17 protein-coding genes are annotated in these 20,057 nt (G+C 62.4%); 9 read left to right on the forward strand and 8 right to left on the reverse strand.

The window, feature by feature from the left end:
* Positions 1 to 224 precede the first annotated feature (224 nt).
* The gene (locus tag PZL22_RS24030) at positions 225 to 1,667 is read right to left on the reverse strand and encodes an MFS transporter (RefSeq protein ID WP_324607796.1); all 1,443 of its coding nucleotides are present in this window, start codon (positions 1,665 to 1,667) and stop codon (positions 225 to 227) included.
* A 97-nt stretch (positions 1,668 to 1,764) separates the two neighbouring features.
* On the opposite strand from PZL22_RS24030, the gene aspS reads away from it, so the two are divergent.
* The 3 genes from aspS (at position 1,765) to PZL22_RS24045 (ending at position 5,613) form a co-directional block, all read left to right on the forward strand.
* The gene (gene aspS, locus PZL22_RS24035) at positions 1,765 to 3,552 is read left to right on the forward strand and encodes an aspartate--tRNA ligase (RefSeq protein ID WP_003529346.1); all 1,788 of its coding nucleotides are present in this window, start codon (positions 1,765 to 1,767) and stop codon (positions 3,550 to 3,552) included.
* Between the two features lie 174 nt (positions 3,553 to 3,726).
* Positions 3,727 to 4,107 (forward strand): rhodanese-like domain-containing protein, encoded by a 381-nt coding sequence (locus PZL22_RS24040; RefSeq protein ID WP_003529341.1) that lies wholly within the window; start codon positions 3,727 to 3,729, stop codon positions 4,105 to 4,107.
* Positions 4,108 to 4,449: 342 nt separating this feature from the next.
* On the forward strand, positions 4,450 to 5,613 hold the full coding sequence (locus PZL22_RS24045) for an IS4-like element ISRm16 family transposase (protein WP_003537933.1): 1,164 nt from the start codon (positions 4,450 to 4,452) through the stop codon (positions 5,611 to 5,613).
* A 95-nt stretch (positions 5,614 to 5,708) separates the two neighbouring features.
* Here PZL22_RS24045 and groL read toward each other — a convergent pair whose 3' ends face one another.
* The 3 genes from groL to PZL22_RS24060 all read right to left on the reverse strand — a co-directional run bounded on the left by groL (position 5,709) and on the right by PZL22_RS24060 (position 9,053).
* Positions 5,709 to 7,337, reverse strand: a complete 1,629-nt coding sequence (groL, locus tag PZL22_RS24050; RefSeq protein ID WP_003529335.1) for a chaperonin GroEL — start codon at positions 7,335 to 7,337, stop codon at positions 5,709 to 5,711.
* Positions 7,338 to 7,469: 132 nt separating this feature from the next.
* The gene (locus PZL22_RS24055; RefSeq protein ID WP_003529334.1) at positions 7,470 to 7,688 is read right to left on the reverse strand and encodes a hypothetical protein; all 219 of its coding nucleotides are present in this window, start codon (positions 7,686 to 7,688) and stop codon (positions 7,470 to 7,472) included.
* Between the two features lie 174 nt (positions 7,689 to 7,862).
* Positions 7,863 to 9,053: an aq_1923 C-terminal domain gene (locus PZL22_RS24060; RefSeq protein WP_284718578.1), complete on the reverse strand. Its 1,191-nt coding sequence runs from the start codon at positions 9,051 to 9,053 to the stop codon at positions 7,863 to 7,865.
* A gap of 183 nt (positions 9,054 to 9,236) precedes the next feature.
* Here PZL22_RS24060 and parC point away from each other — a divergent pair, with 183 nt between their 5' ends.
* Positions 9,237 to 11,513, forward strand: a complete 2,277-nt coding sequence (parC, locus tag PZL22_RS24065) for a DNA topoisomerase IV subunit A (protein ID WP_003529331.1) — start codon at positions 9,237 to 9,239, stop codon at positions 11,511 to 11,513.
* 158 nt (positions 11,514 to 11,671) lie between these two features.
* Positions 11,672 to 12,010, forward strand: a complete 339-nt coding sequence (locus PZL22_RS24070) for a helix-turn-helix domain-containing protein (protein WP_013844272.1) — start codon at positions 11,672 to 11,674, stop codon at positions 12,008 to 12,010.
* 203 nt (positions 12,011 to 12,213) lie between these two features.
* Here the strand turns inward: PZL22_RS24070 and PZL22_RS24075 are convergent, their stop codons facing one another.
* From PZL22_RS24075 to hemB, 4 genes are all read right to left on the reverse strand, one after another.
* Entirely contained in the window at positions 12,214 to 13,119 is a 906-nt protein-coding gene (locus PZL22_RS24075; protein WP_003529327.1) for a DMT family transporter, read from the reverse strand.
* 3 nt (positions 13,120 to 13,122) lie between these two features.
* Positions 13,123 to 13,902: an arginyltransferase gene (locus PZL22_RS24080; protein WP_003529324.1), complete on the reverse strand. Its 780-nt coding sequence runs from the start codon at positions 13,900 to 13,902 to the stop codon at positions 13,123 to 13,125.
* 95 nt (positions 13,903 to 13,997) lie between these two features.
* Complete coding sequence (locus PZL22_RS24085) at positions 13,998 to 14,462, reverse strand: RDD family protein (protein ID WP_003529322.1); 465 nt, start codon at positions 14,460 to 14,462, stop codon at positions 13,998 to 14,000.
* An 82-nt stretch (positions 14,463 to 14,544) separates the two neighbouring features.
* Positions 14,545 to 15,558, reverse strand: coding sequence for a porphobilinogen synthase (hemB, locus tag PZL22_RS24090; RefSeq protein WP_003529320.1), 1,014 nt, complete (start codon positions 15,556 to 15,558; stop codon positions 14,545 to 14,547).
* Between the two features lie 180 nt (positions 15,559 to 15,738).
* Between hemB and PZL22_RS24095 the strand changes: the two genes are divergently transcribed.
* From PZL22_RS24095 to glyA, 4 genes are all read left to right on the forward strand, one after another.
* On the forward strand, positions 15,739 to 16,176 hold the full coding sequence (locus PZL22_RS24095) for a DUF6163 family protein (protein ID WP_010969110.1): 438 nt from the start codon (positions 15,739 to 15,741) through the stop codon (positions 16,174 to 16,176).
* A 130-nt stretch (positions 16,177 to 16,306) separates the two neighbouring features.
* Positions 16,307 to 16,819, forward strand: coding sequence for a transcriptional regulator LdtR (ldtR, locus tag PZL22_RS24100; RefSeq protein WP_003529316.1), 513 nt, complete (start codon positions 16,307 to 16,309; stop codon positions 16,817 to 16,819).
* 425 nt (positions 16,820 to 17,244) lie between these two features.
* Entirely contained in the window at positions 17,245 to 18,576 is a 1,332-nt protein-coding gene (locus PZL22_RS24105; protein ID WP_003529314.1) for a L,D-transpeptidase family protein, read from the forward strand.
* Between the two features lie 184 nt (positions 18,577 to 18,760).
* On the forward strand, positions 18,761 to 20,056 hold the full coding sequence (glyA, locus tag PZL22_RS24110; RefSeq protein WP_003529312.1) for a serine hydroxymethyltransferase: 1,296 nt from the start codon (positions 18,761 to 18,763) through the stop codon (positions 20,054 to 20,056).
* Position 20,057 lies beyond the last annotated feature (1 nt).

Consider the following 20,057-nt stretch of genomic DNA (forward strand, 5'->3'; position numbering starts at 1 on the left):
GGGAGCGGCGCGGCAAAGCACGCTTCGCCCCCGAAAAACGGTCCGGTCCGTTATTAAACCTGATTTTCACTTTCAGCAATTCGGCAGCGGCGCGTAGATCACGATGTTTTTGGGCCGGGTCGACCTAAAACATCGTGATCGATTCCGAGAAGTTGAGACGCGGGATGCGGGCCGAAAACCGCACGCACTTTTCCTCATCCCGCTCTAGCTGCAGCCCTATCGGATCAAGGCTCTTTCCGCGTCTGGCCGCCCGCAAGCTTGTTGAAGAAGGACGATGTGCGCAGAAGGCTGCGAAACCGCATCGACCGTTCCTCGGTTGGAACGGGTTTGCGCGCAGTCATGCGCCGGATCGTGTAGGCCATGAAGAGCGCCAGGATTGCTGCCGTATAGATGAAGAGCACAGGCGGGTCGAAGATCTCGAGCAGGAAGGATGCGAGGAGCGGCCCGATGATGGCTCCGAGCGACCAGAAAAAGAGCATGCCGGCGGACACGAGCGCATGCTGGCCTTCGGCCGCATGGTCGTTGGCATGCGCGGAGCAGAGCGAGAAGAGCGGCATCGCGAATGCGCCGAAGGCGAAGATGCCGGCGAAGTTCAACCACTCGTCGCTCCCGGCGACGAAGGCGAGGAAGAGCCCCGCGAGAAGGGAGCCGAAGGTGGCGATCAGGATGATCAGCCTGCGGTCGATCCGGTCGGAGTAGTATCCCAGCGGATATTGAAGCACGACGCCGCCGATGATGCCGGCGCTCATGAAGGTCGCGATCGCCGTCACCGAAAGGCCGATCTCCTGCGCATAGATAGGGCCGAGCGAGCGGAACGCGGCATTGGTGAGGCCGACGACGATGCAGCCGATGGTGGCCAGCGGCGAGATATTCCAGAGCGCCTTCACGTCGAAGCGTATCGCTTCCGGTGCGACCGGGCTCGACCGGTCGGCAAAGGAGATCGGCACGAGCGAAAGCGTCAGCGCCATCGAGATGATGGCGAAAAGCTCGAAGCCGCCGATCCCGATGCCGGGAATTGCATATTGTGCAGCCGTCACCGAGCCGAGATCGACGAGGCGATAGATCGAAAGGGTACGCGCGCGGTTGCCGTTGGTGACGCTGGCATTCAACCAGCTCTCGACCGTGGCGAAGAGGCTCGCGAAGCAGATGCCGGCGACGAGCCGCATCAGGAACCAGAACCACGGATCGATGACGAGCACCATGGCGATGGCAGCGGCGGAAGCGATGGCTGCCATCGCCGAAAAGGTGCGGATATGGCCGATCGCCCTCAGAATGCGGGTGACGTAGACGCAGCCGATTGCAAAGCCGACATTGTAGCCGGCGCCGATCACGCCGATCAGCGAGGTCGAGAATCCTTCTTCGAGCGCTCTCAAGGAAATGAACGTGCCCTGCAACCCGTTGCCGCCGATCAGAATGCCTGCGGTGACGAGCAGCGGGATGAGCGGGCGAATCTGGGACATGGAACAGAAGGCATCCGATTGCGGCCGCGACTCGCGCGATACGCGACCCTTGCCCCTGTTTAACCGTGGCTGACGCGCGGGAACAGTAGCAATTTGTGACCACTCGTGTCCAAATTTGCGCCGTACCGCTTGCGGCTGTGGTCGAAGCGGGCAAGTTGTGCGACCGGGGCAGCGCTCTTGCCGCCGGCGCCGCCGCGGCCTTGACAAAACCGGCGCATCATGCGCTTTTCCGCCCGACTTTGACCATGCCGCCCTGCGCCGTTCTGCGAGCTGCGCGGCCTTTAAGCAATTCCGGGACTATACGATGCACCGTTACCGCAGCCACACCTGTGCCGCCCTCCGCAAGTCGGATGTCGGCTCCACCGTTCGCCTTTCCGGCTGGGTTCACCGCGTCCGCGATCACGGCGGCGTGCTCTTCATCGACCTGCGCGACCATTATGGCATGACCCAGGTCGTCGCCGATCCGGATTCGCCGGCCTTCAAGACCGCCGAGACCGTGCGCGGCGAATGGGTCATTCGCGTCGATGGCGCCGTCAAGGCGCGCACCGACGATACGGTCAACAAGAACATGCCCACCGGCGAGGTCGAACTCTATGCCCGCGAGATCGAGGTTCTCTCGGCCGCAAAGGAGCTGCCGCTGCCGGTCTTCGGCGAGCCGGACTATCCGGAAGACGTGCGCCTGAAATACCGCTTCCTGGATCTCCGCCGCGAGACGCTGCACAAGAACATCGTCAGGCGCACCGAGATCATCGCCGCAATGCGCCGGCGGATGGGCGACATCGGCTTTACCGAATATACGACGCCGATTCTGACGGCCTCCTCGCCGGAAGGTGCGCGTGACTTCCTGGTGCCGAGCCGCATCCACCCGGGCAACTTCTATGCGCTGCCGCAGGCGCCGCAGCAGTACAAGCAGCTTCTGATGGTCGCCGGCTTCGACCGCTACTTCCAGATCGCGCCCTGCTTCCGCGACGAGGATCCGCGCGCCGACCGGCTGCCCGGCGAGTTCTACCAGCTCGACCTCGAAATGAGCTTCGTCGAGCAGGAAGACGTCTGGGACGCCATGGAGCCGATGATCCGGGCAATCTTCTCGGATTTCGCCGGCGGCAAGCCGGTGACCGACAAGTTCCCGCGTATCCCCTACGACACGGCGATCCGCAAATACGGTTCCGACAAGCCGGATCTGCGCAACCCCATCGAGATGCAGGAAGTCACGGAGCATTTCGCCGGATCCGGCTTCAAGGTCTTCGCCAACATGATCGCCTCCAACCCGAAGGTGGAGATCTGGGCCATTCCCGCCAAGACCGGCGGCTCCCGCGCATTCTGCGATCGCATGAATGCCTGGGCCCAGAGCCAGGGGCAGCCGGGCCTCGGCTACATCTTCTGGCGCAAGGAGGGCGAGAAGCTCGAAGGCGCCGGTCCGCTGGCCAAGAATATCGGCGAGGAACGGACCGATGCGATCCGCACGCAGCTCGGCCTCGAAGATGGCGACGCCTGCTTCTTCGTGGCTGGCGAGCCGGCGAAGTTCTACAAGTTCGCCGGCGAGGCCCGCACCAGGGCCGGCGAGGAACTGAACCTCGTCGACCGGGACCGCTATGAGCTTTGCTGGATCGTGGACTTCCCGTTCTATGAATGGAACGAGGAGGAAAAGCGTGTCGACTTCGCCCACAACCCCTTCTCGATGCCGCAGGGCGGTCTGAGCGCGCTTTCGAGCGACGATCTCCTGTCGATCAAGGCGTTCCAGTACGACATGGTCTGCAACGGCTTCGAGATCGCCTCGGGCTCGATCCGTAACCAGTCGCCGGAACTGATGGTCAAGGCTTTCGAGAATGTCGGCCTGAGCCAGGCCGACGTCGAAGAGCGGTTCGGCGGTCTCTACCGTGCGTTCCAGTACGGTGCCCCGCCGCATGGCGGCATGGCCTTCGGAATCGATCGCATCGTCATGCTGCTGGTCGGCGCCAAGAACCTGCGCGAGATTTCGCTGTTCCCCATGAACCAGCAGGCCCAGGATCTGCTGATGGGCGCGCCTTCTCAGGCGACGCCTGCGCAACTCCGGGAACTCTCGATCCGACCGATCCCGCAGAAGAAGGATTGATCTTCTTCGAGACCGAACGAACCCGGCGACGATCTCGCCGGGTTTTTCTTTGGTCCGGTTCCTTGTTCGAAGCGCAGGAGGAGAGTGTCCCCGAATGCGGTACGTGACGCCCGCCTTGACAGCGGGTGTTTCGAGGCGTTTCCTTTCCGTGCAACTCATCGGTTGGAGGGAACAATGGTCAAGAGCGTCAAGGATCTGCTGGCGGAAGCAAACGGCTCAGTCCCGAAATTGTCTCCCGCCGAGGCCGCCGAGAAGATGCGCTCCGGTGATGTGTTGATCGTGGACGTCCGTGATCCGACAGAAGTCCAGCAAACCGGCAGGATCAAGGGGGCGGTAAACGTCTCGCGGGGCATGCTGGAGTTTCGGGCAGACCCGGAAAGCCAATATCACAATCCAGTCTTTCAGAAGGACAAGACCATCCTTCTGCATTGTGCCTCCGGCGGCCGTTCCGCTCTTGCGGGCAAGACCCTGCAGGATATGGGATACTCGGCCGTCTACAACATCGGCGGCTTCAAGGATCTGGCGGAAGGCGGTATCGAAACAGAACCGGCTTGAGCCCGCACGTCGAACGGAACTCCGCCCCTCATCCGCCTGCCGGCACCTTCTCCCCGCAAGCGGGGCGAAGGAGACTCGCGGGGCGCGCCGCTTGTCCCTTCTCCCGTGAACGGAGAGAAGGTCGCGCAGCGGGATGAAGAGCCGTGTGCGGCGAACCGCGCGTCGCTATGCGGGGCGAATGAGACTCGCGGGGGGCTCGCCGCTTGTCCCTTCTCCCCGTCGTACGGCAGGGCTGTCCGGGGAAAGTTCCGGGTGAATCGAAATGTCGCAGGCGCATGCCCCGTCAGACGGCGTTTTTCCGTCTATTTTCTGGTTGTCGAGACTCAGAAAAGGAGACGGAGCATGCGGTTCACCCCTAGCATTTTCGCCCAGCTGCTGAAAGCGATTGATCGCCGCAGCTTTCAGGCGATTGTGGATCGTCATGCCGGGGATGCCTACGACAAGTGCTTTACCAGCTGGGATCATCTGGTGGCACTGATCTATGCCCAGTTGAGCGCCACGACCAGCCTGCGCGGGTTGGAGGCGAGCTTCAACGCCAACAGTCAGCATCATTACCATCTCGGCAGTGGCCGGCTGATGCGCTCGACGCTGTCGGACGCCAACCGCCGCCGCCCGGTCGCCGTCTTCGCCGAGACCTTCGCGCTTCTGGCCGGTCAGCTCGACCGGCAGACGCGCCGGGAGGGCACCAAGATGCTGCGGCTGATCGATTCGACCCCGATCCCGCTGGGTAAGCTGTACGATTGGGCCAAGTCGAACGGCCGCATCCGCGGCATGAAGCTGCATGTCGTCTATGATCCCAAGGCCGATTGTCCAGGCATCCTCGACATCACCGACGCCAACGTCAACGACGCCCAGATCGGCCGCACGATCACCATCGAAAAGGGCGCAACCTATGTCTTCGACAAGGGCTACTGCCATTACGGCTGGTGGACGGCGATCGCCGAAGCCGGCGCCAGTTTCGTCACCCGGCCGAAGACCAACATGGGACTGGCTCTGGTCGCTGAACGCCCCGTTGAGCAACCTCAAGGCGATGGCTTCCTGGTCCTCGAAGACAGCCAGGTCAGCCTCGCCAGCAAGGGCGATTCCAAGCTGCCGATCGGCTTGCGCCGGGTAATCGTCAAGCGCCAGGACGGCGATACGATCACGCTTCTGACCAACGACCTCGAGCGCTCCGCCGTCGAGATCGGCCAGCTCTATAAGGATCGCTGGCAGATCGAGCTTCTGTTCCGCTGGATCAAACAGCACCTCAAGATCCGCAAGTTCCTCGGCAACAACGACAACGCCATCCGCCTGCAGATCTTCGCGGCGATGATCGCCTATGCACTGTTGCGCATCGCCGCCCGCCTCGCCCGCGTCCCTCTACCGATCCTGCGCTTCACCGACCTCGTCACCCAGTGCCTGTTCCAGCGCAAAAGCATCGCCGAAATCCACAAGCCGCCGCAGGTCAATCCAAGCCGACCAAAACCCCGGACCATCCCAAACCAAATGGTCTTCCGCTATGCATGAATTTTCCCCGGACAGCCCTGCGTCGTACGGGGAGAAGGTCGCGGCAGCGGGATGAGGGGCGGCCTTCGCGGGCGTGCGTCGCTCGAGCGCGCTTCTCAGAAGTCCATTCCGCCGCCAGGCGGCATCTGCGGCTGCCCGTCCTTCTTCGGTTTCTCGGCGATCATCGCTTCCGTCGTCACGAGAAGACCGGCGATGGAGGCAGCGTCCTGAAGCGCGGCGCGCACGACCTTCGCGGGATCGATGACGCCCATTTGGAAGAGATCGCCGAATTCTCCGGTCTGTGCGTTCCAGCCAAAGGCGAAATCCTGTTTCTCGCGCAGCTTCCCGACGATGATCGATCCCTCGGCGCCGGCATTCTCGGCGATTTGACGCACGGGTGCCTCGATTGCGCGGCGGACGATCTCGATGCCCACGCGCTGGTCGTCATTGGCGGTGGCAAGACCGTTGAGCGCGCTCACGACCCGCAGCAGCGCCACGCCGCCGCCGGGCAGAATGCCTTCCTCGACCGCCGCGCGCGTTGCATGCAGCGCATCGTCGACACGGTCCTTCTTCTCCTTGACTTCGACCTCGGTCGAGCCGCCGACGCGGATGACCGCGACGCCGCCCGCGAGCTTGGCGAGCCGCTCCTGCAACTTCTCTCGATCATAGTCCGAGGTCGTGTCCTCGATCTGTGCCTTGATCTGTGCGACGCGGCCGCCGATATCCTCCTTCGACCCGGCGCCGTCGACGATCGTCGTCGTCTCCTTGTCCACCATGATGCGCTTCGCACGGCCGAGGGTATCCATCGTGGTGTTTTCGAGCTTGATCCCGAGTTCCTCGGAAATGACGGTGCCGCCGGTCAGGATCGCGATATCTTCCAGCATGGACTTGCGACGGTCGCCGAAGCCCGGGGCCTTGACCGCAGCGATCTTCAGGCCGCCGCGAAGCTTGTTGACGACGAGGGTGGCGAGCGCCTCTCCCTCGACATCTTCGGCAATGATCAGGAGCGGCTTGCCGGACTGGATGACCGATTCGAGAATCGGGATCATCGCCTGCAGGTTGGAGAGCTTCTTCTCGTGAAGCAGGATGTAGGCGTCTTCCAGCTCCACCCTCATCTTTTCCTGATTTGTGATGAAATAGGGGGACAGATATCCCCGATCGAATTCCATTCCCTCGACGACTTCGAGTTCGATCTCGGCGGTCTTGGCCTCCTCGACGGTGATCACGCCCTCATTGCCGACCTTTTCCATCGCTTCGGCCAGGTAACGGCCGATCTCGGCATCGCCATTGGCCGAAATCGTCGCCACCTGGGCGATTTCGGCATTTTTGGAGACCTTGCGGGCATTGTTCCTGAGTTCCTTGACGATCGCCTCGACGGCAAGATCGATGCCGCGCTTCAGATCCATCGGGTTCATTCCCGATGCGACGGCCTTGGCGCCCTCCCTGACGATAGCCTGCGCGAGTACGGTGGCAGTGGTGGTGCCGTCACCGGCAATGTCGCTGGTGCGCGACGCCACTTCGCGCAGCATCTGCGCGCCCATATTCTCGAACTTGTCCTCGAGCTCGATTTCCTTGGCGACCGAAACCCCGTCCTTGGTGATCCGCGGCGCACCGAAGGACTTGTCGATGACGACGTTCCGCCCCTTCGGTCCCAAAGTCACGCGGACCGCGTTGGCCATGATGTCCACGCCGCGCAGCATCCGATCGCGGGCATCGCTGGTGAATTTGACTTCCTTGGCAGCCATTTATGCCTCCCTCCACACGGAATTCCCGAATTTGTTCGTGCTTCTTTCGCGTCGCCTGCATGCTCCTCCTGCAGCGCCGCGGGTTGACGGGGAGCAGGGTATGCCGTGCTCCCCCGTCGCTGCTCATGTCATTCACTCCTCGTCGTCGTCGGGCGTCAGGATATCGATCAGCGCCGCAACGCGGCCGGCCGGAAGATGGCGGCCTTCGCCGATCAGCGCCTCGTCGTTGTTGACCCATGCTATTGCTTCGGCAAGTTCACTCGCGGTCGCGCCCGTCGCGAGAAGTTCAGCCATCAGCGTTTCGTCGACAGGGCCGAGGATGGCGGTGATATCCGAATGCTTCAGTCCCATGGCGTCCTCCTTCCGCTTGGTCGGTCGGGAATGCGCAAACTGTCGGCACGCAAAAATAGATAGGCGATCGGGTGCGAGCATCAAGCATCGCATCATATCATCGATCGGGCGGATGAAAAAAACCCCGGCGACAAAGCCGCCGGGGTTCAGCATGTGGCCGCGCCATGAGCGCAATCAGTCGTTCGCGGTCACCTTGACGCCCAGCACGGACGGGACGGTGTTGGGAGCCCCCAGCGCAGCACCCATGATGGTCGGGAACGGCACGGGCTTTTCCGGCTCAGCGCTGATCGTCAGGCTCTTCGGATTGCCGAGAAAGGCGTTGACGGCGCTGGAGACCTGGCTCTGCAGTTCCGGGAGATTGAGCTGCGCCATCATGATCGGCACGAGCCCCTTCAGCGATTGCGCCAGCTGTTCGCCGGTGACGCCCTGCTGGCGGCCGGCGTAGTCGAGCGCCTTTTTCGTGATCGATGCATCGTCGAAGCGGATCGAGGCGCTGTTGAAGGTAAGCTGCTGCATGAGGCCGAGCATCGCCAGCGCCATCGCCTGGTCGGCTTCCTTCTTGTTCGGGTTGGCCTCAGCCGCTTTGGCTGCCTCCTGCAGCGACTTCATGAATTGCAGCGTATAGCCGGATAGGTCCATCGCGATATTCAGCCGGCCGACATTCTTGAAGTCCAGCGCGTATTCGTCGAGAGCAAGGTTGCCGGTTTGCAATTCCCAGCTGCCCTTCATCGTGACCCCGCCATCGAGCGTCGTCAGCCCAAGCTTCTCGACCGCCTCCTTGGCCTTGGCATCCTCGATCTGCGACAGATCCGCCTTGATCCCGGCAAGCGTCGCGTCAAAATCGAAGCCCGCATCGTTTTCCTGCCGCGTAAGATTGGTTTCCGTACTCTCGGCGGTGAAGACGTCCTTGCCTTTGACGTTTACGGTCATGGGGCCGGTGCCGGCCGTTTCATAAAGCAGGATGTCATCGATCGTGGTACCGCTCGCACTGCCCGGAATGGACAGGCCGCCGATCGAGATGTCCTTGACCGAGAAGCTTGCATCCTTGTCGCTGACAGCGATATCCGGGAAGGAGACGGTTTCGGCATAGTAGCCGCCGCCTTTTTCCTCGACGCCTTCGAACGTCACTTCCCCTATGTCGATGGACGTACCGGGCTTCGCCACCACCTGCAGCTTCATGCCGGTGACCGTCACCACGTCGCCGTTGGCCTCCGCCTTGTCGTAGGTTACGGACGTGCCGTTGGGCGACGTCGCCGCATTGAGCTTTTGCATCATGTCCGCGCCGTCCAGGGCCATGGCCGGTCCGGCGAGTGTAAGGAGGGCGGCGCTGGCCAGCATCAGGCGGACTTTGCGCGTATGTATCATCGGAGTTCCTTGTGAAAATGTTCTGATTGCGTCGATCATGCCGGGACGATACGCAAGCGCAGTTCTGCCGCCAAGTGCAAACTCGTGCGGGGGCGGGGCAGGGATCACCCGCCGGTGACGTTCTCCACAGTGGCATAGCCCGGAATTCTTGCCGTTCCGCGCCTGTTGAGGTAGCAAGGACATATGGGACAAAGCCTTTTGCCGCCGTCTGGCGGGGATGACAACATTCAGCCGGTTGACCTGAAGGCGGCGCTGGAAGAGCGCTATCTCGCCTATGCACTGTCGACCATCATGCACCGCGCACTGCCGGACGTTCGCGACGGCCTGAAGCCGGTCCATCGCCGGATCATTCATGCCATGAGCGAGATGGGCCTCAGGCCCAATTCCTCGTTCAAGAAATGCGCCCGTATCGTCGGCGACGTCATCGGTAAGTTCCACCCGCATGGCGACCAGTCGGTCTATGACGCGCTGGTGCGCCTCGCGCAGGACTTCTCCCAGCGCTATCCGGTCGTCGACGGCCAGGGCAACTTCGGCAATATCGACGGCGATAACGCTGCCGCCTACCGTTACACCGAAGCGAAGATGACCGAGGTCGCAGCCCTCCTCCTGGAGGGGATCGACCAGGACGCGGTCGATTTCCGACCGACCTACAACGAGGAGGACCAGGAGCCGACCGTGCTTCCCGGTGCCTTCCCGAATCTGCTCGCCAATGGCGCGTCCGGTATCGCCGTCGGCATGGCGACCTCCATCCCGCCGCACAATGCGCATGAACTCTGCGACGCGGCGCTCCATCTCATCAAGCATCCGGATGCGACGGTGGAGGATCTGCTGTTCGATCCGGCCAATCCGCAGCGCGGCGGCATCGAAGGGCCGGATTTCCCGACCGGGGGCGTGATCGTCGAGAGCCGCGCCAGCATGGCCGAGTCCTATCGGACCGGCCGCGGCGGTTTTCGCGTCCGGGCACGCTGGGCGGTAGAGGATCTGGGACGGGGCGGCTTCCAGATCGTCGTCACCGAAATTCCCTATCAGGTCCAGAAGTCGCGCCTGATCGAAAAGATCGCCGAACTGCTCATCGCGCGCAAACTGCCGCTTCTCGAGGATATCAGAGACGAATCGGCCGAGGACGTCCGCGTCGTGCTGGTGCCGAAGAGCCGCTCGGTCGACGCCAATATCCTGATGGAATCGCTCTTCAAGCTTACCGAACTCGAGAGCCGCATTCCGCTGAACATGAACGTGCTGTCGATGGGCCGCGTACCGCGGGTCATGGCGCTCAACGAGGTGCTCAGCGAATGGCTGGCGCACCGCCGGGAGGTCCTGCAGCGGCGCTCGCGCCACCGGCTCGCCGCAATCGATCGGCGGCTCGAGATTCTCGGTGGCTATCTCATCGCCTATCTCAACATCGACGAGGTCATCCGCATCATCCGCGAGGAGGATGAGCCGAAGGCCGTGATGATCGAGCGCTTCGGGCTCACCGATGTCCAGGCCGAAGCGATCCTCAACATGCGGCTGCGCTCGCTGCGCAAGCTCGAAGAATTCGAGATCCGCACCGAATTCGATTCGCTGTCGAAGGAGAAGGCGGAAATCGAGGCGTTGCTCGCCTCTGGTGACAAGCAGTGGCAGGCGGTCGCCTGGGAAATCGGCGAGGTCAAGAAGAAATTCGCCAAGGCGACCGAGCTCGGCAAGCGCCGCAGCACCTTCTCCGACGCGCCCGACGCGGATGTCGAAGCCATTCAGCAGGCGATGATCGAAAAAGAGCCGATCACGGTCGTCATCTCGGAGAAAGGCTGGATCCGGGCGTTGAAGGGGCACATCGCCGATACGTCTTCACTCCAGTTCAAGGACGGCGATGGCCTGAAGGTTTCGTTTCCCGCCCAGACGACGGACAAGATCCTCATCTTCACGACGGGCGGGAAGGCCTACACGCTTGGCGGCGACAAGCTGCCCGGCGGGCGCGGTCACGGAGAACCATTGCGCATCATGGTCGATATGGAGAACGACCAGGACGTGCTGACGGCCTTCGTGCACGATCCGGCCCGCAAGCTCATCGTCTCGTCAACGGCCGGCAATGGCTTCGTCGTCACCGAGAGCGATATCGTCGCCAACACGCGCAAGGGCAAGCAGGTGATGAACGTCACCATGCCCGATGAGGCCAAGCTCGTCGTTCCGGTCAAGGGCGATCATCTCGCCGTCGTCGGCGAGAACCGCAAGATGCTCGTCTTCCCGCTGGTCCAGGTTCCCGAAATGGCGCGCGGCAAGGGTGTGCGTCTCCAGCGCTACAAGGATGGCGGCGTTTCCGATATCCGCTCTTTCGCAATCGCCGAAGGGCTTACCTGGGAAGACAGCGCCGGCCGTGTCTTCACCAAGACCAGGGACGAACTGATCGAGTGGATGGGTGATCGCGCCGGCGCCGGGAGGGTCGTCCCGAAGGGCTTCCCACGGAGCGGCAAGTTCAGCGGCTAGATCGGTAACACCGGGCTTGCAAGCGCGGAGCGTTCGTGGATCAATGTTGGTGGATAGCGCGGGCCGGTGTCCTCGCTATCCTGAAAGTCGCTGTAATTCCTTGATCTCCTGCATGTTCCTTAGATCGGCTCCGATTCGAGCGACCATGCGGCGGCGAGATGAACGCGATGACCTCGGCTCTTGACGATACGTTGCTGGCGCTGGCCGATCCGATGCGCCGCCGCATATTCGAAGTCCTGTTTGCCGGCGAAACGCCCGCGGCGGGTATCGCTGCGGCCATCGGCATCGGGCAGGATGTCCTTGCGGGGCATCTGGCCGTTCTGGAGACAGCGGGGCTGGTTGCCCGGCGGTGGAACGCCGGGAAGGAACTCGTCAAGGCCGATCCCGCGCCGCTCGAGATTGCCGCGGAGTGGATCGACACCAATCGCGAGCTCTGGGCGATGCAGTCGCAGATGCAGGAATCCTCCAGGGATGACGGGACGCCCGAACAGCGATAGTGGGATCGCGCCGCTGCCTTCGCGTCATCGGTGCAAAGTGCCCCTCATCCGCCTGCCGGCACCTTCTCCCCGCACGCGGGGCGAAGGGACAAGCGGCACTCTCGAACACTTCTCTCGTAAGTGAAGGAATGCGGAGCATTGCCGCGAGTCCCCTTCTCCCCGCTTGCGGGGAGAAGGTGCCGGCAGGCGGATGAGGGGCACTCTTATCCCGCAACTTCCACACAGGCGATGCGCGCCCTCGCCGCCTTGATCCGCATCTGCCAAAACGAATGGCCGAGCAAAGCGAGAATGAGGATCGTGCCGCCGAGGAGCGTTCGGCTCGTCGGCGTTTCGGCAAAGACTATCCATACCCAGATCGGCGCCAGAATGGTCTCCAGCAGGTAGAACATGCCGACTTCCGGAGCGGAAAGGTAGCGCGGCCCCGTCGCCAGACAGAAGAAGGCAAGCGGGATCATCACCAGTCCGTTGAAGAGGATGTAGGCGGGCTCGGCGATCGTGAGGCCGCCGGACGGCAAAAGCATGAAGGCGGCGATCGCCGGGAAGATCGCCGTCGTCAGCGGCACGAGCGACATGTCGCGGCCGCTGGCGCGGCTGATCGTGATCGCGCTTGCGAGCAGGAAGGCCGAGGATGCCGCCATCGCGTCGCCGAAGACATGCCCGCTTTCGAGCCCGTCGCTGACGATCACACCGACGCCGACGAGCATGACCGCCATCGTCAGGAAGGTGGCGTTGGAGGGGCGCTCCCCAAGGAATATCCAGGAGAGGATCGCTGCGAACATCGAAGTGAACGCCAGGATGAAGACCACGTTCGCGGTCGACGTATTGAAGACGGCGAGCAGGAAAGTGAAGGAGTTGATGCCGTAAAAGATCCCGGCGATCAGGCCGGCCTTTCCCGGGATCAGGGCGACGCGGCGGCCGAGCAGGCGGTTGATCACCACCCATGTGGCGAGTGCGGCAAGGAAGGTCGAGAGGCTGCGCACGGCAAGGATCGACCAGACCTCGCCATCTGCCGACCGGATCAGCGGAATGTCGAAGGAGAGCGCAAGGCCGCCGAGGCCGGTGATGGCAAGGCCGCGCCGGTGCCGGGCGGCGTCAGTGGATGGGGTCAATTTTCAATCCGTGGCGGGTTTGGTGGAATCGTGCTCGCCAGAATAGCGCTCCCAGCCGCGGGCCATAAGGTGCTCTTGCGGCAAAAACTTTGTCTTATACCCCATTTTGCGCGATCCCTTGACCCAATAGCCGAGATAGACATGCGGCAGACCGCGTTCCTTCGCCCGGCGGATATGATCCAGAATCATGTAGGTGCCGAGGGATCGCTCGGAGAGAGCCGGATCAAAGAAGGAATAGACCATGGAGAGGCCGTCGCTCATCCGGTCCGTCAGGGCCGTGGCGATCAGGGGGCCTCGCGCCTTGTCGTTGATGCCGTCGCCTTCTACCCGCAACCGGTACTCAATGATCTTCGTGTGCACATGGGTATCCTCGACCATCATCGCATAGTCGAGCACCGACATGTCGGACATGCCGCCTTTCTGATGGCGACAGTCGAGATAGCGCCGGAAGAGATTGTACTGCTCGCTCGATGGCTCGGCCGGATATTCCGCGGAGACGATGTCGCCATTGGCCGCAAGCACGCGGCGCATGGATCGCGTGGGTGCGAATTCGTTGGTGAGTATGCGCACGGAAATGCAAGCCCGGCAGGTCTCGCAGGCGGGGCGGTAGGCGATGTTCTGCGAGCGGCGGAAGCCGCCCTGCGTCAGCAGGTCGTTGAGCTCCGGCGCCCGCTCTCCCACCATATGGGTGAATACCTTCCGTTCCATCTGGTTCGGCAGATAGGGACAGGCTGCCGGTGCGGTCAGGTAGAACTGAGGAGACGGTGCGGTCTGCGTGTTCATCGAGCGGGGGGATCACTCTTCGTGCGGTTGCTCATCGTAATAGCATGGCCGAAGAATGGAAAACGTCAACACACTCGTTCGGCGTAACGGTCCCGTCAGTACATGTCGCGCCGAACGGCCACGGTGCCGATCAGCAGGTCGTGCAGCAGACGGCCGCGGTCGGTGAAGAGGCCGATCAGCAGGATGAGCGGCGTCAACAGCGCATTGGCGATCCAGAATATCGCCAGATGGACGATTGCCGTCAGGAAATCCATTGGCCGACCATCCGTCCGGGCGATCGCAACGCCCATGATCCTCATGCCGGGTGACGCCTGCTCGCGGCCGCCGACCGTCAGTCCGAAATAGAGCATCGCCACCAAAGCGAAGAGGACCGGGTAGAGGAGAAAGCCGAGGCCGAGCGTCAGGATGCCGAGGAAGAAGACCACGACGGCCGCCGGTATCCACAGCAGCGCGACGATGAGGTAATCGATGATGAAGGCGAATATCCTGCGTGACAGTACGCCCTGATAGGCGCGCCAGTCCTCGCTCGGAAGCCTCAGTTCTTCATTATGCATGCTCATGCGCGTGCCTCAAATTGCTATCCACCCAAGATATGGGGAGCGAATGCGGTAAAACAATGCACTGGCCGTTCTGCCGCCGGCGTCAGCGTTTCGCGAGAATTCGAGCCACGTCGACGGCAAAGTAGCTGAGGATCCCGTCGCAACCCGCCCGCTTGAAGGCGAGCAGCGTCTCCAGCATCACCCGCTCGCCATCGATCCAGCCATTGGCGGCGGCTGCCTTGATCTGCGCGTATTCGCCGGAAACCTGATACGCGAAGACCGGCAGGCCGAAGGCTTCCTTCATCCGCCAGCAGATATCGAGATAGGGCAGGCCGGGCTTCACCATCAGCATGTCCGCGCCTTCCTCCACATCGAGTGCCGCATCGCGGATCGCCTCCGTACCGTTCGACGGATCGATGTAATAGGTCTTCTTGTCGCCCTTGAGCAGGCCGCCGGTGCCGATCGCCTCTCGATAAGGGCCATAGAAGGCGGAGGCGAATTTCGTCGCATAGGACATGATGCCGACATTCTGGTGGCCGGCCGCGTCGAGCGCCTCGCGGATCGCGCCGATCCGCCCGTCCATCATGTCGGAGGGCGCGATGATGTCGGAGCCGGCGTCGGCCTGAATGACCGCCGCCCTGGCGATCGCCTCCACCGTCTCGTCGTTGACGATCTCGCCGCCCCGCAGGATGCCGTCGTGCCCGTGGCTGGTGAACGGGTCGAGCGCGACATCGGTGATGATCCCGATGTCGGGTACGGCCTTCTTGATCGCCCGCGTCGCCTGATTGATCAGATTGTCGGCGTTGAGGCTGTCGGATCCGGTCTCGTCGCGAAGCACCATGTCGATATTGGGGAAGGTGGCGATGGCCGGGATGCCGAGGCCGGCCGCCTCCTTCGCCGCCTCGACCGCCTTGTCGACGCTCATGCGGTTGACGCCCGGCATCGCAGCGATCGGCTCGACGATGCCGCTGCCGGGCACGACAAAGATCGGCCAGATCAGGTCGTCCACCGTCAGGCGGTTCTCCCGGACCAGCCGGCGCGTCCAATCCGCCTTGCGATTGCGGCGCATGCGGCGGTGTCCGGTGATCCTGTCCACAAGATTTGTCCTGTCGTTCATCGCGCCGCGTCCCTCTTTCCTGATCGTGCGTGAAGGCGGTTTATCATGCGCCTTCAGGGGTTGAAAACCCGCATTGCCCGCCACCCGCCTGCGGCATTTTTTCCGCCCGTCGAGTGCATCGCGGCGCATTCCCGTCCTTCGCGCTGGTGGTTCGCCGGCGCTCGGCCTATCTTGCCGGCCATGCTTCATGATTCTGTTCATGTGCCGAAACCGTCGCTGACCGAGGTGCTCTTCGCCTGGTTCCTGCGCCTGGTCGGCGCGTCCTGCTTCTGGTTCGCATTGAGCTATTGGGCCATGCTGATCGGCTTTTCCCATAACGGCGCCGGCCGTTTCGATCTTCTGTCGCCGGAGTGGCGCGCGGCCGCCACGGCCCTAGCGGTCGTCTATCCGGTCGCTGCCATCGGGCTCTGGCTTCTGGTCTCCTGGGGGCCGGTCGTCTGGGTGGTTGCCGCCGCGACGGAGATCGCGATGGACAAGTTCTATCCCGGCATCCTCGGCCACCGTCCGTTGCTGATCGTGCTCCACGGATCCGTCGCCGTCACCTTCGTGCTCTTCCGGGCCGCGCTGCTCTATCAGCGACTGCGCCAGGTGCGGAAGGTAAGGGTTGATTCACCCTGAGACAGGCTCGGTCCGCGGTAAGTTCATGTTAAGGCTGCGGTTTAAGTAGAATTTTATACGTATTCGATAGGGTCTCACTCAAGGCGGGAAGACAAAGAGACACCGCCAAACGAAACAGTGAGGCACGAAAATGAACACCAAGATGAAGCCGCAGGTTGTTGCGCCCAGAGACCCGCAGGAAGAAACGATCCGTGGTCTCTACATGGAATCCCTCCACCTCGTCGAGCGCCTGCATCGCCGCCTGCTCGACGTCATCAAGGACGAGTTCGATCGTCAGGGCCGCAGCGACGTCAATGCCGTCCAGGCGCTCCTGCTCTTCAATATCGGAAACTCCGAACTGACTGCCGGCGAACTTCGCTCCCGCGGTTACTATCTGGGCTCGAACGTTTCCTACAACGTCAAGAAACTCGTCGATCTCGGCCTGATCAACCACCAGCGCTCCCGTGTCGACCGCCGTTCGGTCCGCATCAGCCTTACGGAAGAGGGGCAGGAGATCGCCGAAACTGTCGCCAAGCTCTATGAGCGCCACATCGGTTCGATCCAGAAGGTCGGCGGGATCGGCAGCGACGAGTTCACCCAGATGAACAAGCTCCTGCAGCGTCTTGACCGCTTCTGGAACGATCAAATCCTCTATCGCCTCTAATCGGGCGGGTTTTACCTTCAGTCTCAAGGGTCGGGCGCAATCCCTGCGTGTCCGACCTTTGCTGCTTTTCGCGCCATGTAGTTGCAGCGCTGCGCCCCGCCGGCGGCGCGCAGACACGAATTGGCCATATTGCTGTGACAGCGACGCTTGGGTGCGGTAGGTGCGCGATCACGTCCATGTGGCGGAGGTCGGTTGCGCGGCTCGCCTGCCGGGGCGGCTCTTGTTCGCGGGAACGTGAAGCGATTTGAGGGCCGGGTGGCACGGGGGTTTACCTTTGTTAACCATGACCGTGCTAATGCATGTCGCCCAAAAGCGCACATCGGTTTTGGGACGCGACTTGCATGAATGCAAAGACGTAAAGCGCATCGCGTTATGCGCTTTAGGGCTCGGGCAGCGCGCTTCTGGCGCATTGAGACGGTGGGACTATGTCGAAAAAGAACGGAATTGATGCTTTCTCGCGCCGCGCATTTCTGCGCTCGGCCGCAACCTTCGGTGCCGCCGCATGGGCGGGTGCTGCCGGCGCTCAGGATGCGCTGAACGAAATCATCAATTCGCCGCGTCGCGGCTCCTGGGACGACCAGTTCGACGCAAAGGCTTCGCGTACGGCTACGGCGGTTCTCTCCAACACACCGGTTTTCGGCCCTGAAACGATCGCACATTTGCAGCAGGCGATCTTCGATTATCAGCAGATCGCATCCGCCGGAGGCTGGCCGATGGTCACGCCTGCGAGCACCCAAAGGCTCGAAATCGGCGTTACCGATCCTTCCGTCCAGCAGTTGCGTCAGCGGCTGATGATCTCCGGCGATCTGCCGCAGTCCGCTGGCATTTCCTCTTCCTTCGACTCCTATGTCGACGGCGCCGTCAAGCGCTTCCAGGCGCGCCATGGCCTTCCGGCGGACGGCGTGATCGGCGAGTATTCCCTGAAGGCCATGAACGTCGACGCCTCGACCCGGCTCGCCCAGCTCGAGACAAACCTGGTGCGGCTTCAGTCGATGTCGGGCGACCTCGGCCGGCGCTACGTCATGGTCAACATTCCTGCGGCCTATATCGAGGCAGTGGAGAACGGCCGCGTCGCGCTGCGCCATACGGCCATCGTCGGCAAGATCGACCGCCAGTCGCCGATCCTCAATTCAAAGATTTACGAGGTCATCCTCAACCCCTACTGGACGGCGCCGCGCTCGATCATCCAGAAGGACATCATGCCGCTGATGCGCAAGGATCCGACCTATCTCGCGCGCAACGCGATCCGCCTTCTCGACGGCAACGGCAACGAAGTGTCGCCGGAAACGATCGACTGGCAGGCCGAGAAGGCGCCGAATCTGATGTTCCGCCAGGATCCCGGCAAGATCAACGCGATGTCCTCGACGAAGATCAACTTCCACAACGAGCATGCCGTCTACATGCACGACACACCGCAGCAGGGCCTGTTCAACAAGCTGATGCGCTTCGAATCGTCCGGCTGCGTGCGCGTTCAGAACGTGCGCGACCTCTCCACCTGGCTGCTCAAGGAAACTCCAGGCTGGGCGCGTCAGCAGATCGAGGCGACGATCAAGTCCGGCGTCAACACGCCGATCAAGCTTGCCGAAGAGGTCCCGGTCTACTTCACCTATATCACCGCCTGGTCGGCAAAAGACCGGGTCGTCCAGTTCCGCGACGACATCTACCAGCGCGACGGTGCGGCCGAACTCGCGCTGCAAACGACGACGGGGATCGAGCAGTCAGCCGGTCCCATCGACGCAGACGCCCTGCCGCAATAGGCAAAAATGCCGCACTCCTCATCAGAGGCCGCGCGTTCATCGAACGCGCGGCTTTTTCAATTGGAGGCGGCTCTGCGAACCCGGCGCGGCGGATGGCGGAAATGACGCAATCCGCATAGCGGATATTGCTCTCCGCGTGCGAGGAAGCTAAAGAACAGCCACCCTTCAGAGGAGCCTCGAGCCGATGCTTTCACAGACCAACGACGCTTTCTTCACCCGCTCTCTCGCCGACAGCGATCCGGAAATCTTCGGTGCGATCGAGAAGGAGCTGGGCCGCCAGCGCCATGAGATCGAGCTGATCGCCTCCGAGAACATCGTTTCACGGGCCGTGCTCGAGGCGCAGGGCTCGATCATGACCAACAAATACGCCGAGGGTTACCCGGGCAAGCGCTATTACGGCGGCTGCCAGTATGTCGATATCGCCGAGGAACTCGCGATCGAGCGCGCCAAGAAGCTCTTCGGCGTCAACTTCGCGAACGTGCAACCGAATTCGGGCTCCCAGATGAACCAGGCGGTCTTCCTGGCGCTGCTGCAGCCGGGCGACACCTTCATGGGCCTCGACCTCAATTCCGGCGGCCACCTGACCCATGGGTCCCCGGTGAACATGTCGGGCAAATGGTTCAACGTCGTTTCCTACGGCGTGCGCGAAGACGATCACCTTCTCGACATGGACGAAGTCGCCAGGAAGGCGCGCGAGCAGAAGCCGAAACTGATCATCGCCGGCGGAACGGCCTATTCCCGCATCTGGGACTGGAAGCGCTTCCGCGAGATCGCCGACGAGGTGGGCGCGTGGCTGATGGTCGACATGGCCCACATCGCCGGTCTCGTGGCCGGTGGCCAGCATCCGTCGCCGTTCCCGCACTGCCACGTTGCGACGACGACCACGCACAAGTCCCTGCGCGGCCCCCGCGGCGGCATGATCCTCACCAATGACGAGGAAATCGCCAAGAAGATCAACTCCGCCGTATTCCCCGGTCTCCAGGGTGGGCCGCTGATGCACGTGATTGCCGCCAAGGCCGTCGCGCTTGGCGAGGCGCTGCAGCCCTCCTTCAAGGATTATGCGGCCCAGGTCGTCAAGAACGCCCGCACCCTTGCCGAAACCTTGAAGGCCAACGGCCTGGACATCGTCTCGGGCGGTACCGACAACCACCTGATGCTGGTCGACCTGCGCAAGAAGTATGCGACCGGCAAGCGTGCCGAAGCTGCTCTCGGCCGTGCCTACGTCACCTGCAACAAGAACGGCATTCCCTTCGACCCCGAAAAGCCCTTCGTCACCTCCGGCGTGCGCCTCGGTGCACCGGCCGGTACGACGCGCGGCTTCAAGGAGGCGGAGTTCAAGGAGGTCGGCGAACTGATCGTCGAGGTGCTCGACGGTCTCAAGGCCGCCAATTCCGACGAGGGCAATGCCGCTGTCGAGGCTGGCGTGCGCGAGAAGGTGATCAAGCTCACCGACCGCTTCCCGATGTACGGCTATATGTGAT

The organism is Ensifer meliloti, assembly GCF_030064585.1.
GTDB lineage: Bacteria > Pseudomonadota > Alphaproteobacteria > Rhizobiales > Rhizobiaceae > Sinorhizobium > Sinorhizobium meliloti.